This is a genomic window from Paenibacillus harenae, from assembly GCF_030812415.1.
Classification (GTDB): domain Bacteria; phylum Bacillota; class Bacilli; order Paenibacillales; family Paenibacillaceae; genus Pristimantibacillus; species Pristimantibacillus harenae_A.
This window is the reverse complement of the sequence record NZ_JAUSST010000001.1, coordinates 857,500-874,251: the sequence shown is the minus strand read 5'-3', so window position 1 is coordinate 874,251 and position 16,752 is coordinate 857,500. Positions and strand designations below refer to the sequence as shown.

The window sequence follows — 16,752 nt, the reverse complement described above, 5'->3', positions numbered from 1 at the left end:
AAGTTAAGGCGATTAGTAAAGAAATTGTAAAACTGAAACGCAGAGCGGCATTTCCAAGTAAAATAAGGAAAGGATAAAAAATCCAGAAAAAGCCGCAAAGGTATCAGGGGGAATTTACGAAGATGTGGAAACGGATAAGGAAAACAGCTTTGTATGGAATAGGTTTAATCCTCCTATTAGCGCTTGCGGGCGCGGTGTATCAATGGAACGGCGAGAGGCAGGATCGATCCAAGTACCAGCCTGTCGGCAACTTATACGACGTGTTCAATCATCGGATGCACCTATATGCGGAAGGAGAAGGGAATACGACCGTCGTATTTGCCTCGGGCTGGGGGACGGTGAATCCGTACTCGGACTTCTATCCGCTATATGAAGGTCTACGCGGCCATGTCAAAATAGCCGTATACGACAGGTTTGGCTACGGGTATAGCGACACGACGGGCAGGAAGCGGGACATCGACAGCATAACGGACGAATTGCGCGAGGTGCTGAGACAGTCCGGCCAACAGCCGCCATATGTGCTGGTCGGCCATTCGCTTGGCTCGCTGGAAGTTATCCGTTATGCGCAGCGATTCCCGGACGAAGTGAAGGGGATCGTGATGGTGGACGGCGGCAGTCCGGAATATTACAAGGAAAGCCCGGCTTTGACCATCATTCCGATAGTCCAGCGTCTCGCTCTTAAGACCGGTATCATTCGTACGCTGTACCGATTCGACGGTTTCGCCGACAATATGAACGACCAACGCAACGCCTTGAAGCTGCTGCCGCAGGAGTTGCAGGAATTGGAACGCAGGTCAACGCTGCTGCAGCTCGCCAACAGGGACATGACGGATGAAATTCGCCAGAGCCGCCGCAATGCCGATACGATTCTAAAGGACAAGAAGGCGTTCGATTTCCCGCTAACCGTCTTATCCGCCGATTATTTTGGCAAGTTTGCCAATGATAAGCTCTGGATAGACAGTCAAGCCGCATTTCCGGAGTGGTCTTCATCGGGGAAGCAAATCATCGTGCCGGATTCCTCACATTATCTCCATCAATACAAGCCGGATGTCGTCGTCGAGGAAATATTGAAAGTTGCAAGATAGACGGACACGATCGTTTCATATGGCAAGCCCGTGAATCATAGGGATTCGCGGGCTTGTGTTGTTTCCTCCATTCACCCCCATACATCCTCTAAGCTAGCCGCTCGCCCATTCTCTTCACTTGGTCTAGCCATTTTTTGCGTTTCTCTTCCGTTGATTGGGTGACCGGTGTGATTTCGGTTACCCGAACGGGCTTGATTCCGCAGAAATGCAAGATGTTTTGCTTCATGACACGATGCCCGGCTTGCCCATAAATCAACCGATTGTACCAGGAGGGCGTGTCGCTCGTCACGATGAGCCGTGCGGTCTTGCCGGTGAGCAGTTTATCCATGAATATGGAATTCTCCTTGTATTGGAAGGCAAAGCCCGGCAAGAAAACACGGTCGAAGAAGCCTTTCAGAATGGCCGGCATCGCACCCCACCAGACGGGATAGACGAATACGAGATGATCCGCCCAGCGGATAAGCTCCTGCGCTTTCAACAAATCTTCCTCCAGCTCCGTCCTTTGGCGGTAGCCATACTTCAAGTTCGGTTCGAACGCGATTTCGCCCATATGAATGGCACGGACTTGCACCGGCTGTTGTTTAGCGCCTTCGATATAAGCTTGGGACAACGCCGAGCAGAAGCTTTCGGTGTCGGGATGGCCGGTAATGACGAGAATATTTGATTTCATGATCGATCTCCTCCGCGATATTGTTGTAAGATATATACAGCATAATGAAATTGCGGTAAGAGATGAATGACGAGCGGCGCAATAAAAGTGAACAAAAGCGCAAAGGCGGGATCTGGCTTGAACGATCAACGAATAGCGATTTCAATGGTTTATCCGATCATGAAGACAATTGTTCATAAGGGATACGAGATGGAAAGTTTCTTCCGATACGCTTCCTTCGACGAAGCATTGCTGCAGGATCCGGAAGCGCGGATCTCCGGCAGGGAGCTGGAGCGATTGATTCTATGCGCAGCCGAGTATACCGGCGACGATTTCTTCGGTTTGCGTCAAGGGGAGCTGGCCGAGATCGCCGACATGGGCATTCTCGGTTATGTCATGATGCACTCGGGAAAGCTGTCAGACGCGCTCGCAGCCTATCAGCGTTACAATGTCATATTAGTGAGCGGATTCAACTTGGAATGGGAAGATCGGGGTGACGATGTCATCATCCGCTTATACGCGAGCAATCGTGCCGAGAGAATGTCACGCCATTGCATGGAGGATATGGCTAGCTCTGTGTATCGCCTGATCGGAAGGCTGAGTAATCGGCGCATCACGCTCCGTGAAGTGCAGTTCACTCATGAAGAGCAAACCAACGTCCAGCCTTACCAATCCGTGTTCGGCAGAACGCCGCGCTTCGGAGGAGAGGACAATTTCCTGCGAGTGAACAAGGAGGTACTGAATTATCCCGTTCTGTATGCGGATCCGAAGCTGCTCGGCATTTTCGAGAAACTGGCGGAAGAAACGAAGGAGAGGCTTATACAGGGAAATGCGTTCTCCGATCAAGTGTTTCAATGGATGATGAAATGCATGCCCGCGCATTTTCCGACGCTGCAGCAGACGTCCGATTATTTCAATATGAGTACAAGAACGCTGCAAAATAAGCTGAACGAGGAACAAACCTCATATAATCTGTTATCGGCCCGCGTGCGGAAGGAGCTCGCGATCAGCTATTTGCAAATAAAGGCGCATTCGATCGGCGAGATCGCTTATTTGCTCCACTTCTCCGAGCCAAGCGCGTTCCAGAACGCTTTCAAGAAATGGACGGGAGTGTCTCCCGGGCAATACCGCAATACCGGTATCAATATGCGGGAGATCGTCGATTTAGCCGGCAGCGACCGTTGATGTCCATACTTAAGTATCTATAAGCTGCCGCCGCATCGAGCTATAATAATTGCAAAATGAGGTTTGGAGTTGAAGGAAACCGATGAAAGCGATTATTTGCACGAAGTACGGCTCGCCGGACGTTCTGGAGCTAAGAGAAGTTGTAAAGCCGATTCCGAAAGATCACGAAGTTCTGATTAACGTGCATGCGACGACGGTCACGTCGGGGGATTGCAGGGTTCGAGGCTTTCGCAGCCCGCTGCTGTTCTGGATTCCGATGCGAATCGTCCTTGGCTTTACGAAACCGAGAAATCCGATTCTAGGCGTGGAGCTGGCGGGGGAAGTCGTTACAGTGGGCAGCCGCGTAACGCGGTTTAAGAAGGGAGACCGAATCTTCGCGATGACGGGTATGCACTTCGGGGCTTATGCGGAGTACATCTGTTTATCCGAAGACGCGGTAATGGCTCATATTCCGGATAATACGACTTACGCGGAAGCATCGGCCGTATCGTTCGGAGGCACAACGTCGCTGCATTTTCTGCGCAAAGGCCAAATCAGAAGCGGGCAAAAGGTAGCGGTCTATGGCGCTTCGGGATCTGTAGGGACTTCGGCGGTGCAGCTTGCCAAGCATTTCGGAGCCGAGGTAACGGGCATTTGCAGCGCCGATAATATCGAACTGGTGAAGTCTTTGGGTGCCGACAAAGTCATCGATTATACGAAACGGAATTTCGCTGAGCTCGGGGAGACATACGATCTGATTTTCGACGCGGTAGGCAAAAGCTCGAAAGCCGACTGTCTCAAAGCTTTAACGCCCGGCGGCAAATTCGTGACCGTCGAGGGCCAAGGCGTAGCAAAGGAGAAAGTCGAAGACATGCTGTTGATCAAGAAGCTGCTAGAGACCGGCCAGCTTAAATCGGTTATCGATAGACGTTATCCCCTCGAGAACATTCGAGAGGCTCACCGTTATGTAGAACAAGGCCATAAGAAGGGCAATGTGGTGATTACGGTGAGTTAAGAGGACTTATTTATAGTTCGAACAAGCTCCTTCCTTGCATAAATTTATAGAGCTATATGTCTATTGGTTATGATAAAATACCTGTAATTCGGCAAATTCTTTCATATCATTAGAATCGCTTACAGCTTCCGGCGATAAGAAGGAGACATCATGGCAAACTATCAGATTTGCGATTTTTGCGGAGAATTATCGGAGAGGACAAGCAAAAACATGTGCCCGAGCTGCGAGAAGATGTACCGCAAGCTTCGCAGCATCGTTGAGGCCAACCCGGATACGATGGTTCTTGATCTGTCCAATCAAACCGGCATTAGCGTGAGTCGAATTGTTTCCTTCGCAAATAAGGGGTTTTTCATCATGACAGAAGGAACGATCGAAATTCGCAAGCAGCATCTTCGCCCATAGCTGGGCGCCGGAGAAACATACCGAGGGGGTATGTTTCTTTTTTTGCGAAGGGGTTTGGAGAACGATTTGGGATACCTGATTCTATTATTTCTACAGGGCTCGCGATATGCTAAACTAAGGAAAACGCTTTATAAAGAGAGAGAGAGGATGGATTTATTTATGCCGCTGGTAGACAAGCCGTTGGAAGAATTATATGTGTACGAGGGACGTAATCCGAAGCCGGCCGACCACGCCGAATATTGGGACAGGGCGATTGCAGAGATGAAGTCGGTCGATCCTCAGATTGAGCTGATCCGCAGCCAGTTCCAAGTACCGTACGCGGAATGCTTCGACCTTTATTTCACCGGCGTCAGAGGCGCGCGGATTCATGCGAAATATTTGAAGCCGCTGCAGGCAGCCGAGCCTCATCCGGCGGTTGTGCAATTCCACGGCTATTCGGGAAACGCGGGGGACTGGCAGGACAAGCTTCAATACGTAGCGCTCGGCTATTCCGTCTTCTCGATGGATTGCCGCGGGCAGGGCGGGCATTCGGAGGATTCGGGCGGCGTGAAGGGGACGACTCTGAACGGTCATATCATTAGAGGATTGGACGGCAATCCCGATGATTTATTATTCCGGCATATCTTCCTCGATACGGCGCAGCTAGCCGGAATCGCAATGAGCATGCCGGAGGTCGATCCGGAGCGCGTCGGCGCGATGGGCGGCTCGCAAGGGGGGGCGCTCACGATTGCTTGCGCCGCGCTGGAACCGAGAATTAAGCGGTTGGCTCCCGTCTTTCCGTTTCTTAGCGATTATCGGCGCGTATGGGAGATGGACCTCGCTAAGGATGCTTATTCCGAGCTAAGGACGTTCTTTCGTTATTTTGATCCGCAGCATGAACGGGAGAACGAAATTTTTACGAAGCTGGGTTATATAGATATCCAGTATTTGGCCGATAGAATCCAAGGCGAAGTGCTGATGGGCGTGGGGCTTAGCGATACGGTCTGTCCGCCGTCCACGCAATTCGCAGCCTATAACAAAATTAAGGCTCCGAAGCAGGTAGAGCTGTTCCCGGACTTCGGCCACGAGCATTTGCCGGGCTTCAACGATAAGACGATGCAGTTCCTGCTTAAGCTGTAACCCAAGGGAGAATACGAATATGGATGGAAAAAAATTGGCCGGAGAAAAAGCGGCGGAGTACGTAAAGAACGGGATGGTCGTAGGTCTTGGTACGGGATCGACGGTGTATTGGACCATCATGAAGCTGGGCGAGCTGGTGCGGGGCGGGCTGCAAATCCAAGGCGTGCCGACTTCAAGGAGAACGGAAGAGCTTGCAACGGAGCTCGGCATTCCGCTGCTTGATTTAGCTGAGGTAGACGAGATCGACTTGACGATTGACGGCGCCGACGAAGCGGACGCGGATTTGAACTTGATCAAGGGCGGCGGAGGAGCGCTGCTGCGGGAGAAGCTGGTCGCTTCTGCATCCCGTCGCCTCATTATCGTTGCTGACGGGTCCAAATGGGTCCCGGCATTAGGGAAATTTCCGCTGCCGGTTGAAGTCGTTCCATTCGGCTGGGAACTGACAAGGAGGCAATTAGGCAAGCTGGATTGCGATCCAGTCCTCCGATTGACCGATGAAGCAGCCTATGTCACCGATAACGGGAATTACATTTTAGATTGCCATTTCGGCGTTATCCAGGATGCGGAGCAGTTGAGCGCAGCATTGAATCAATTGCCGGGAGTCGTGGAGAACGGTCTGTTCGTGAAGATGGCGGAAAGGATCGTCTTGGGCTTTACGGATGGATCGGTAGAAGAGCGATTGCCGAAGTCAAAGTGATATTCGCGGCAAGCTTGGGTGGACTAGACTGTCCGAACGGCGAAATGCTATGATGGTAACGGGTGAAGCAGACGATGAACAATGAGACGAAAAACGCAGACGTCAACGGCAACAATGGGGATCAAGCAACCGATTCCAATGAAAGATTGATGGAACTGATCAAGGCGGTCCATCATAACGGCCTTACGGCACTGAAAATGTATTTCGAAGATGTTGAGGGACAAGTCGTCAATCAGGAAAAATATGGCCCGGTATTCCTCTATCAAGTAAAAGACGAGTCTAAGAACGGCTATGCTTGCGGCTTCTTCCTGCAAGAGCTGGTATCGAGGTTTCAATCGGGCGGAGATCCGGCGCAGTGGATGTCCTCTTTCTATTTCGAAATGATGAATGAAGCGGGAGGCCGACCGTTCCCCAATCCCCCCGCTACCGAAGAAGCGGCCAAGTCCATCATCGACAACCAGTTGGTGCCGGCATGCATGGAGGCCGTTCGCGAAGAATTCGAACCGGAGAAAGTGCATGTAGGACTTGATATGAACGAGCAGCACGGCCCGGTCTTGGAAGCCGGATTTCCGTCGATTCGCGACGGCAACAACGTATGCGCCGTTCCGCTCCAGCTCTTGTTCACGCACTTGATGCTGAACCGCGATCCTGCGGAACTGCTGCTACAAGGCTTGTATAAGATCCGCGAGGAGCATGGGCTGCAATAACCATGTTAGTTCGCAACACGATGAAATAGGAATGAAGTGACCTGAAGGCACTCCCTCGCAAGAGGGAGTGTCTTTTTTATGATTCACTACTGCGGTAGCTAGAGCTAATAACTATAAGGTGATTGACGGCTAGAAGCGGCCATTACTATAATTGAGGTATGAGAATGCCGATTATTTCCACTAAATTATATATACCCCGGCCTAGACCTGTTACTGTTCGCCGATCACGCCTGATCGAAGGATTGAACGGGGGGCTGCATCGCAAGCTAACGCTTGTATCCGCTTCCACGGGATTCGGCAAGACGACGCTGCTTAGCGAATGGTTGGCGGGCTGCGACCGTCCTGCGGCGTGGCTGTCGCTGGATGAAGGGGACAACGATCCTTCGCGTTTCCTGACCTACCTCATCGCTGCCTGGCAGTCGATCGGGAACGGTATTGGGGAGGGCGCGCTTACGCTGCTCCAATCGCCGCAGCCGCCGATCGATTCGGTTCTAGCCGTTGTTCTAAGCGATGTTGCCGCTGCCAACATCAATGCGATTCTTGTACTAGATGACTACCACGTCATCGAAGCCAGTCCGATTCACGAAGCGATTGCTCTTCTTATCGAGCGAATGCCGCCGCATGTCCATCTTGTGATTGCGACCCGGCATGATCCTCCTATTTCTCTGGGCAGATTGCGGTCCAGAGATCAATTGAACGAGCTGCGCGCAGCGGAGTTGCGCTTCACTTACACGGAGGTCGCGGATTTTCTCTACCAGGTTATGAATTTCGATCTCTCGCCAGATGACGTCGCTCTCTTGGAGACGCGTACGGAAGGCTGGATTGCAGGCTTGCAATTGGCGGCCATTTCCATGCAAGGTCATCATGACACATCCGGATTCATCCAGTCATTCTCCGGCAGCAACCGTTTCGTGCTGGATTATTTGATTGAGGAAGTGCTTCTTGGACAATCGGATGACGTTCAGCGGTTTCTCATCCAAACTTCGATTCTGGACCGGCTATTCGGTCCTTTATGCGACGCTGTTGTCGGAGATCGCGTTTCGGGTACAGGTACGGGCCAGCGAACCTTGGAATACTTGGAGCGTGCCAATCTGTTTCTCGTTCCTCTCGACAATGAGCGGCTCTGGTATCGTTACCACCATCTCTTCGCCGATTTGCTGCGCCAGACATTGGGACAACACGAGAACGTCGTCTCCCATGCAGGCGGAGCCGTTAGCTCCGCAAACGAATTGAACTTGCGCGCAAGCATTTGGTATGAGGAGAATGGGCTGGAGATCGAGGCATTCCGCTATGCAGCGGCAGCCGAGGAACACATGCGGGCAGCAAGGCTGCTGGAAGGGGGAGGAATGCCCCTTATCTTCCGAGGGGCGGTTACTCCCGCGCTCCGCTGGCTGGAATCGCTGTCGAAGCCTCTATTGCAGGAGATGCCTTCGTTATTGGTGCTGCATGCGTCGGCCTTGTTAATGGTTGGACAGTTGAATGGCGCCGAACAGAAGCTGCAAGCGGCTGAAGCGGCGTTGCGGGAAACGACGTTGGACGATAAAACTCGTGACGTAATCGGACATATAGCTTCCATTCGGGCTACGATTGCGGTAAGCCGGCATCAGATGGATTCTATTATTGCCGAGTCGCGTTTTGCGCTCGAATATTTGCATCCGGACAATCTGCCCGTACGCACCGCTACGACATGGTCGCTTGGTTATGCCTATCAGCTGCAAGGTGACCGCGCCGCTGCGCGGAAAGCTTATATAGAAGCCATTGCGATAAGCAAACGCATCGGCCATTTCATCATTCAAGTGATGGCGACAATCGGCCTCGGCGGCTTGCAGGAGCAAGACAATCAGCTTGAGCTGGCGGCAGACACTTACCGCAGCGTATTGGAATTAGTAGGCGATACGCCGATGCCGGCTTCCTGCGAAGCGCATCTAGGCCTCGCCCGCATCAACTGCGAGTGGAATGACATCGCTGCAGCCGAGCCGCATCTCCGGCAAAGTTTTCTGCTTGCCTCCCAAATCGAGAACACGGATCGCTACGTTGTCTGCGAACTGCTGCAAGCCCGCTTGCTATTGGCAAGGGGAGAAGTCTCGGAAGCGGCTGCCGCGATAGCATAAGCCGGGCAATACGCCATTCAGCATAACTATATGCTTCGGATGCCCGAGGTAGCTGCCGCACATGCGGCCATCCTGCTGCGACAAGGCAATGTTTCGGCAGCAGCGCAGCTGGTACGCCAGCACGAGCTGCCAATCAGCATGGCGAAGGTAAATCTAGCAGAGGGTGACGCTGCTGCAGCGATAGCGATCCTGGAGACGTTCCGTAGCGAGCTGGAAACGAAGAGCTGGGAGAGCGAGCGTCTCGCCGTCATGGTTGTGCAAGCCATCGCTTTGCATCGGGCCGGAGATATGGGCAAGGCAATGGAGGTGCTGCGCGAAGCGCTGGCGCTGGCAGAGCAGGGCGGCTTCATACGGCTCTTCGTGGAAGAGGGCGATGCAATGAAGGAGCTATTGTCCGAACTTGCTAAGAAGAGCGTAACGCCGATTTATACGAGCAGGCTGCTTGCTGCTTTCGAAGCGGAAGCTGGCATCGGAGCGGCCGAGCCCCGTGCACGAAAGCCCCGCCCTGTCCGGTCGCTTATCGAACCGCTTAGCGAAAGGGAACTGTTAATCCTTCGGCTAATTGCCGACGGTTTGTCGAATCAAGAGATAGGCAGTCGTCTATACCTTGCTTTAAGCACGGTGAAAGGCTATATTCGGAATGTGTTCGATAAGCTGCAAGTAAAGCGGCGCACCGAGGCTGTGGCGCGAGCGCGGGAGCTAGGACTGCTGTAGCTGCCGCTGTTCTTCAAATAACCAAAGAAACCTCAACGCAGCCTTAGAGGGCGGCGTGAGGTTTCTTTTGCGAAAAGTTAAGTTAAGCGGCTACGTCTCGTTTCGTGAACAATAGCCAAGCTACGAATTGGAAGACGACGTAATAGGCGAAGAGCATCATAATCGAGAACGTCAGCGTCATTTCCGGTCGTAACGGCGTGGAGCCGCTTAAATATTGCGTCAGATCGATGTTGGAGAAAAGCAAGTACTTGACCCAGCTGTAGCCGCTGAGAAACGCCGAGAGCACATTGCCGACCAACATGAACAGCAGGGAGAAGGCAATCGCCATCGACGAGCTGCGGAATGCGGACGAGATCATGAAAGCCATCGTTACGTACATCAGCATCGAGACGACGGAGAAACCGTATTTTTCCAACGAGTTAACGAAATAGGAGCTCTCTTGGATAACGCCGGCTTCGGTAATCGTTATTCTCGATTGGCTTGTTCCGTCAAAGCCTTCAAGTATGCCGCCGGCCGCATAGGCGGTTGCGAAGGTTACGATGAGCAGCAGAAGCGCGAAGCCAAGCGTAGCGATATATTTGCTTAACAAAATTTTCGTTCGCGATGCCGGACCGACAAGCAGAAGCTTAATCGTGCCCCATGTGAATTCGGCGGCAATCATATCGGCTGCGATAATGACCGTCAGTATCGTCGCCAGCATAATTAAGGAAGTTGAGGTGTTTACATAGCTCCATAACGACAATTGGTTAGGATTTATATTCTGTTCCAGGTAATACTCATTGAGCTTTATTTCATTCGTTAAGTAGGTTTCGTCACCCTCCGAGAGCTCTTTGTTATTTTGAAGCTCTTGCTGCATGTGGGTGTTCCGCTCGGTTAAATTGTTCTGCCAATCTTGATTGGCATTTTGGCTTGCGTCCCACTTCATGATGCCGCTCATCAGCCCGATCGCGAGAATGAGGAAGGCAATCATCAGCCAAGTGCGCGGACGGCGATATATTTTCATATTTTCATTTCGTATTAGATTAGACAGACTAGACAACCATCTCACCTCCGGTAATTTCCAGGAACTGTTCTTCGAGCGACTTCTGCACCGCATGAATGCCGAGCACGTCAATATCCGAGCTTACGAGAAGCCTAGCTATATCGGGTATAGCTGCTTTGTCTGCCGCAAGCTCAAGCAGATTGCCGTTCACCTCGACACGCGAAACATCGAAAATGGAAGCAAGCAGCTGCTGTGCGGCAAGCAAATCGCCGACTTCGATAACGATCTTCGACTGTATCGAATCGCGTGCCTCCTGCAGGGAGCGGATGTCGATAAGCTTGCCTGCTTGTATGATGGCGACCCGGTCGCACATAAGCTCCATCTCGGACAGCAGATGGGAAGAGACGATGACGGAGATGCCTTCTTCTCTTGTTAGCTTGCGCAAATAATCGCGGAGCTCCCGTATGCCTGCCGGGTCGAGTCCGTTGGTCGGTTCGTCCAGGATAAGCAGCGAAGGGCGATGCAGAATCGCTTGGGCAACGCCAAGCCGCTGCCTCATGCCCAGCGAGTAACGCTTGACCTTCTCGTGGATGCGGTTTTGAAGTCCAAGCAGCTTAACGACTTCGTTGATTCGCTCTTTCGTAACGCCTTTGTGGCGCCGTGCAAAATGCGCCAGATTCTGATAACCGGTCAAAAATTTATACATTTCCGGATTTTCGACGATTGCCCCTACATGCGTCATGGCAAGCTCGAAGTGCTCGCGGACGGACACTCCTTTAATGAGGGCCTCGCCCTTCGACATCGAGATCAAGCCAACAATCATACGTATCGTCGTTGTTTTGCCGGCACCGTTAGGTCCTAGAAATCCGAATACTTCTCCTGCGGGTATATCGAAACTAAGATTGTCGACGATCTTGCGTCCGCCAATCGATTTGGTCACGTTGCGAAGCTGCAACACGGCTTCCGTCATGCGAATTACCTCCTAGAATTATCGTACATGTGTACTATACTGGAAGTAGTATTGGCATAAAATAGACCTTCGAATAGGATTTTCCCCCTGCTTAGGTCGAGGTTGGGCTTTTTTGCGCCGTTTAGTTTCCTATGATTTTCTATGCAGCAGCCTCCCTTTGAATATATAATTCTATTAATAAGAGGTTAAGATATTTGGGAAAAAATAAAAATCAACGATTTACGGAAAGGAAGTCGCAAATGTCGCTAAGTCATATAGCGAAAAAGGTTACTTGGCTGGAATTGTTCTACGATCTGCTCTTTGTGGCCGCAGTATCCAAGGCCGGGCATGTGCTGCTGCATGTCGAGCATGATACGATTCCAACACATTATTTACTAAAGTTCGTCCTTATTATTGTTCCTATCTGGTGGGCTTGGGTCGGGCAATCCCTTTTTGTCAATCGTTTCGGGGAAGATAGCGTTTCGCATCGCATCTTTCTGATTTTGCAGCTGTTCTTCTCACTCATTATGACTGCCAGTCTGTCTGTGGAGTTCGACGAGTACTATGTACCTTTTTTAATAGGTTATGTCGGATTAAGGGCCATGACGGCGATCCAGTATCTGGCTGTAAGCAGACGGGAGCAGAATCATCGCAAGGTTACGGCTCGTTACCTGGGCAGCCGATTCTGGATCGGACTAGCCATCTCGTCGCTGTCCATCTTCTTCGACTCTTGGGTACGGTATGCAGTGCTGTATGCAGGCATAGCGATCGATATTGCGCTGCCGTTAATCGGCAGACGGCATCTGGTGAAGACCCCGATCAACACCCATCATCTGCTGGAGCGCTTCTCCTTATTCACGCTGATTCTGCTGGGGGAGATTCTTCTCAGCATACTCGCCGTATTGCAGTCCAGCGATTGGACCTGGGAATCCATATTGTTTGCCGTATTGACCTTCCTGCTTGCCATCGCGATATGGTGGCAATACTTTGAAAATGTCGAGCGGAAGGTGAACAAAAACATAGAGTCGGCCGGGCAAATTATTATTTACGGTCATTTGCTCATCTTCATATCGTTATGCATGCTGGCCGCTTCCATTAGGCTATTGTTTCTTGATCAGCTTGACTATGCGTATATGGTAACTTTCCTGTTCGGTTCCGTGTCGCTGTACTTCTTATCGACGACCCTCGTGTTCCATAAGTACAGACATGATGGGCAAAGATTGGGGGCGTCGCATCTTGGACTGCTGCTTGGAGCGCTGATCGTATTTATTGCATTAAGCTTCATCGTGGCGCTTCCAAGCTACTTGTTGGTAGGCGAGGTTATGTTGTTCTTCGCCGTGTACGCCAAAGTGACGACTTGATGGAAAATAGAGCAGGGAGCGCGAGAAAACATGACGATCTATATTGCTTTGCTGCGCGGCATTAATGTCGGGGGCAACAACAAAATCAAGATGGCCGATCTAAGAGTCGCGCTAGGGGATTTGGGCTTGAATAACGTACAAACGTATATTCAGAGCGGTAACGTTTTGTTCGAATCGGAAGAGGACGAGGGGGTACTGCGCGAGAAGATCGAACAGCAGATCGAGAAGGTGTTCGGACTCCCGATTAAGACGATTCTCAGAACGGTTGAAGATTTGAAAAACATCGTCGCGAACCTTCCTTTCTCCGAGGGGCAAATCGCCGGGGCGGAGGAAGCAGGAGAAGGCGCGAGCTTATATGTGGCGATGCTTCTAAGCGAGCCTGAGCGGGAGCGGATAGATAAGCTTCGAGCATTCGAGACGGAGGATGAACGATTCCATATCGTTGGCAAGGACGTTTACCTCTTGTTCAAGCGGAGCGTCCGCAACTCGAAGCTGTCCGCTCAAGTGGAGAAGCTTGGCGTGTTGCCGACTACTCGCAACTGGAATACGATCAACAAGCTCATTGAATTAGCAGATGCGATGGCACAATAATTACCGTACTCGCCGGGTATTGAAGGACGAAGGGCAGGCTGAGGGAGGCTGGTGCCCCGCTCGCGCATGAAAGGATTGTGGCCATGTACAACTACCGTTTGCTGGAGAAGCTATTGTTCCTCCCTTTCCCGCGCCTGAACGAGAAGCGGCTGGAAGCCGCGTGTCGCCATAAAACGGTGCTCATAACGGGCGCTAGCTCCGGGATCGGGGAGAAGCTCGCCTTTAAGCTCGGCTATCTTCCCGTTCATCTCATCCTTGTAGCGAGGCGAGAGGATAAGCTGCTCGCCATGAAGCGGGACATCGAGCGCTCGTCTGCACGAGTAAGCGTTTATCGCGCCGATCTGCGCAACGCCGGCGAACGGGAAGGGCTGTTGTCAATGATCCATCGACTGCCTGACGGGATTGACATCGTAGTAAGCAACGCGGGCTTATCAATCAATCGCTCTATTATGGATTCTTTGGATCGAAACCATGATTTTACGAGAACGATGGCCATAAACTACTTTGCCCCCGTCGAGCTTCTGCTGTCGCTCATTCCGCTGCTTAAGCGTACTCAGAGCCATATCATTAATATTTCAACCATCAATACTTCACTCGCTCCGCTGCCTGGATGGGCGGCGTATCAAGCTTCCAAGACGGCCTTCGATACGTGGCTGCGCTCCGCTTCGCCGGAGCTGCATGGGGCAGGCATCGCAACGACGTCCATTTATTTCCCGCTCGTACGCACGCCAATGATTGAACCAACGGCTGCATACAGTCAGATGCCTGCAATGAGTCCGGAGCATGCCGCAGACATTATCGCAAAATCGATGTATGCGAGGCGAAGAACCTGGATGCCATGGTGGCTTCCATCCGGTCAGCTTGTTTCGGTCCTGTTCAGAGGAGCGTTGGAACGGGCTGCCGCAAGAAAGCTTCGCGGAAGAGGGAGATGAGTATGCCAATGCTGGCTTTGCTGTCGGTGTTATTACGGATGAAGCTGCTAACCCCTGCCGGCTTGTACCGATTGCTGTTCGTCATTTGCCGGTACGGGATCAATCTGATGGCTCTGCTTAAGCTTGCCGCAAGCTCGCATGGCGATCGCATCGCTTTAACCGATGACCGCGAGACGTTATCTTATAAGCAGCTGTTGGATCAATCGGAGCGCTTAACCGTCCAGCTTCGCGAGCATTACGGACTTGGCAGCCGCTCGAAAGTTGGCATGCTGTGCCGCAATCATGCCTCGCTTGTGAAATCGATTTTCGCCGCATCCATGACGGGCGCCGATATTTATCTAATGAACGCTGATATGAGCACGGACCAGTTCAACCGACTGATGGACGACCACTCGTTCGATCTCTTGATCATTGAGGAGGAATTAACGACTTTCGTCGAGCAATCTTCGTATACGGGAGCAAGCGTAAGGAGCTATCATGATCGATTGCCCGCAATCAGCAATCTGATCTATGCCTCAACGGACGGGCAGTCTAAGCCTAAGCGTAAATGGCCACGGACCTCTACCGGTAAGCTCATGCTGCTGACAGGCGGTACAACGGGAAGAGCGAAGAAGGTCGCCCACAAGCCTTCGCTGTTCCGTTACTTGCCGCCATTCTCCTCGATGCTGACAAAGTTGCGGCTCCTTCATTACAGTACGGTCTATATCGCCACGCCGATCTATCATGGTTACGGCGTCGCGGTTTTGCTGCTGTTCGTCGCGCTTGGGAAAAAGTCGGTAATCACCGCCGTTTTTCATGCGGAGAAGGCTTGCCGTCTTATAACGGAACATCAAGTTGAAGTTGTTACCGTCGTACCGCTCATGGTCGATAAAATGCTCCGAGAGCGCGCCGGCGACTTGAAGTCGCTTGCCTGCATCGCGTCGGGAGGCGCAGAGCTGAGTCCGAGACTGGCGAGCGAGGTGTCTTCGAAGCTCGGAGATGTGTTGTTCAATCTGTACGGTACGTCGGAATCGGGATTAAATATCATCGCGACGCCGCAAGATTTAAAGTATTCATCGAACACGATCGGACAGCTCATTAAGGGCGTGCGATTGAAAGTGCTGGACAGCAACATGAGAGAGGTTGGCGCAGGCGAGATCGGGCAATTTTGCGTGCGGCGTAATCGGTCGGTGTGGATCAAGACCGGCGACATGGGCTATCGGGATGAGCGGGGATACTATTTCCTGAAAGGAAGAGTGGACGATATGATCGTGTCGGCGGGTGAAAATGTGTATCCGAGCGAGCTTGAGCAAATTTTGTTCCAGCATCCGCTTATCGTGGACGCTGCCGTCGTCGGCATTAGGGACGAGCAGTTCGGCCAGCGGCTGAAGGCGGTTGTACAGCTGATGCCCGGCGTGGAATTGACTGCGGAAGCGCTGACGGAATGGCTGCGCGGCAGAGCTGCAAGATACCAGATGCCGAAAGAGATCGTCTTCGTCGAACAATTGGCGCATACGCCTCTAGGCAAGCGGGATAAGAAGCATTTAGGTTGAGTTTGGTTTGGGATACGCTACAACACTTTGGACAGGAAAGCTTTCGTCCGCTCATGCCGAGGCATATCGAATAGCTGCCGAGGCTTGCCCTCCTCGATAATGACGCCTTGCTCCATGAACAGGACCCGATCGCCGATCTCGCGGGCGAAGCCCATCTCGTGCGTGACGACAACCATCGTCATCCCATCTCGGGCAAGCTGCTTCATGACGGTCAGAACCTCGCCCACCATCTCCGGGTCAAGAGCCGAGGTCGGCTCATCGAACAGCATAATCGAAGGCTCCATCGCGAGCGCTCTTGCGATAGCGACGCGTTGAGCTTGACCGCCTGACAAGGAGGAAGGGCGATGCTCCGCTTTGTCGGTCAAGCCAACCTTCTTCAGCAGTTCAAGCGCCTTCGCCCGCGCTGCTTCTTTCGATTGTTTCCGGACTTGGACTTGCGCTAGCATGATATTGTCGATGACATTCATATGCGGGAACAGATTGAACTGCTGGAATACCATGCCGATATTCGCTCGGATTACGGACATATTAACGGCGGGGCTCATGAGCGATTGCCCCTCGATTCGAATGTCGCCGCCTTGCGGCTTCTCCAGACCGTTCAAGCAGCGGAGCAGCGTGGACTTGCCGGAGCCGGAAGGGCCGATCATAACGATCACTTCGCTCTTGGCCACATTGACGCTAACTTGATGCAGGACCGGATGATCTCCGTAAGCCATCGTCAGATCTATCACTTCAATTATCG

The 16,752-nt window shown here is 52.1% G+C and carries 16 protein-coding genes and 1 pseudogene; 13 read left to right on the top strand and 4 right to left on the bottom strand.

Features of this window, described 5'->3' with window-relative positions; translation table 11 throughout:
• The first annotated feature begins 122 nt into the window (after positions 1–122).
• Positions 123–1,085 (top strand): alpha/beta fold hydrolase, encoded by a 963-nt coding sequence (locus tag J2T14_RS04170; RefSeq protein WP_307468027.1) that lies wholly within the window; start codon positions 123–125, stop codon positions 1,083–1,085.
• 88 nt (positions 1,086–1,173) lie between these two features.
• Here the strand turns inward: J2T14_RS04170 and J2T14_RS04165 are convergent, their stop codons facing one another.
• On the bottom strand, positions 1,174–1,755 hold the full coding sequence (locus J2T14_RS04165; protein ID WP_307205493.1) for an NAD(P)H-dependent oxidoreductase: 582 nt from the start codon (positions 1,753–1,755) through the stop codon (positions 1,174–1,176).
• A gap of 117 nt (positions 1,756–1,872) precedes the next feature.
• Between J2T14_RS04165 and J2T14_RS04160 the strand changes: the two genes are divergently transcribed.
• The 8 genes and pseudogenes from J2T14_RS04160 (at position 1,873) to J2T14_RS04125 (ending at position 9,663) form a co-directional block, all read left to right on the top strand.
• Positions 1,873–2,919 carry an AraC family transcriptional regulator gene (locus tag J2T14_RS04160; protein WP_307468026.1) on the top strand — a complete coding sequence of 349 codons (1,047 nt, stop codon included), beginning with the start codon at positions 1,873–1,875 and terminating at the stop codon, positions 2,917–2,919.
• Positions 2,920–3,001: 82 nt separating this feature from the next.
• Complete coding sequence (locus tag J2T14_RS04155) at positions 3,002–3,913, top strand: NAD(P)-dependent alcohol dehydrogenase (protein ID WP_307205490.1); 912 nt, start codon at positions 3,002–3,004, stop codon at positions 3,911–3,913.
• Positions 3,914–4,063: 150 nt separating this feature from the next.
• Positions 4,064–4,315, top strand: coding sequence for a hypothetical protein (locus tag J2T14_RS04150; RefSeq protein ID WP_307205489.1), 252 nt, complete (start codon positions 4,064–4,066; stop codon positions 4,313–4,315).
• A 159-nt stretch (positions 4,316–4,474) separates the two neighbouring features.
• The gene (locus J2T14_RS04145) at positions 4,475–5,434 is read left to right on the top strand and encodes an acetylxylan esterase (RefSeq protein WP_307468593.1); all 960 of its coding nucleotides are present in this window, start codon (positions 4,475–4,477) and stop codon (positions 5,432–5,434) included.
• Positions 5,435–5,453: 19 nt separating this feature from the next.
• A complete protein-coding gene (gene rpiA / locus J2T14_RS04140) occupies positions 5,454–6,131 on the top strand; it encodes a ribose-5-phosphate isomerase RpiA (protein WP_307468024.1) in 678 nt (225 codons plus the stop codon).
• Positions 6,132–6,205: 74 nt separating this feature from the next.
• Entirely contained in the window at positions 6,206–6,838 is a 633-nt protein-coding gene (locus J2T14_RS04135; RefSeq protein WP_307205487.1) for a hypothetical protein, read from the top strand.
• Positions 6,839–6,996: 158 nt separating this feature from the next.
• Positions 6,997–9,345 (top strand): annotated as a pseudogene (locus J2T14_RS04130) (LuxR C-terminal-related transcriptional regulator); the annotation flags it as partial.
• Complete coding sequence (locus tag J2T14_RS04125; protein ID WP_307468591.1) at positions 9,328–9,663, top strand: helix-turn-helix domain-containing protein; 336 nt, start codon at positions 9,328–9,330, stop codon at positions 9,661–9,663. The pseudogene J2T14_RS04130 and the gene J2T14_RS04125, both read left to right, overlap by 18 nt.
• Positions 9,664–9,745: 82 nt before the next feature.
• On the opposite strand, the gene J2T14_RS04120 is transcribed toward J2T14_RS04125, so the two are convergent.
• Both J2T14_RS04120 and J2T14_RS04115 read right to left on the bottom strand, forming a co-directional pair.
• Complete coding sequence (locus J2T14_RS04120) at positions 9,746–10,759, bottom strand: ABC transporter permease (protein ID WP_307468023.1); 1,014 nt, start codon at positions 10,757–10,759, stop codon at positions 9,746–9,748.
• Positions 10,695–11,615 (bottom strand): ABC transporter ATP-binding protein, encoded by a 921-nt coding sequence (locus J2T14_RS04115; RefSeq protein ID WP_307468021.1) that lies wholly within the window; start codon positions 11,613–11,615, stop codon positions 10,695–10,697. Before J2T14_RS04115 ends, J2T14_RS04120 begins: the two co-directional genes overlap by 65 nt.
• Before the next feature lie 239 nt (positions 11,616–11,854).
• Between J2T14_RS04115 and J2T14_RS04110 the strand changes: the two genes are divergently transcribed.
• The 4 genes from J2T14_RS04110 (at position 11,855) to J2T14_RS04095 (ending at position 16,010) form a co-directional block, all read left to right on the top strand.
• Positions 11,855–12,955, top strand: coding sequence for a low temperature requirement protein A (locus J2T14_RS04110; RefSeq protein WP_307468589.1), 1,101 nt, complete (start codon positions 11,855–11,857; stop codon positions 12,953–12,955).
• Between the two features lie 30 nt (positions 12,956–12,985).
• The gene (locus tag J2T14_RS04105; RefSeq protein WP_307468017.1) at positions 12,986–13,546 is read left to right on the top strand and encodes a DUF1697 domain-containing protein; all 561 of its coding nucleotides are present in this window, start codon (positions 12,986–12,988) and stop codon (positions 13,544–13,546) included.
• A gap of 83 nt (positions 13,547–13,629) precedes the next feature.
• The gene (locus J2T14_RS04100; protein ID WP_307468015.1) at positions 13,630–14,478 is read left to right on the top strand and encodes an SDR family NAD(P)-dependent oxidoreductase; all 849 of its coding nucleotides are present in this window, start codon (positions 13,630–13,632) and stop codon (positions 14,476–14,478) included.
• A gap of 2 nt (positions 14,479–14,480) precedes the next feature.
• Positions 14,481–16,010 (top strand): AMP-binding protein, encoded by a 1,530-nt coding sequence (locus J2T14_RS04095; protein WP_307468012.1) that lies wholly within the window; start codon positions 14,481–14,483, stop codon positions 16,008–16,010.
• Positions 16,011–16,027: 17 nt separating this feature from the next.
• Here the strand turns inward: J2T14_RS04095 and J2T14_RS04090 are convergent, their stop codons facing one another.
• Positions 16,028–16,750 carry an amino acid ABC transporter ATP-binding protein gene (locus J2T14_RS04090; RefSeq protein WP_307468588.1) on the bottom strand — a complete coding sequence of 241 codons (723 nt, stop codon included), beginning with the start codon at positions 16,748–16,750 and terminating at the stop codon, positions 16,028–16,030.
• Positions 16,751–16,752 lie beyond the last annotated feature (2 nt).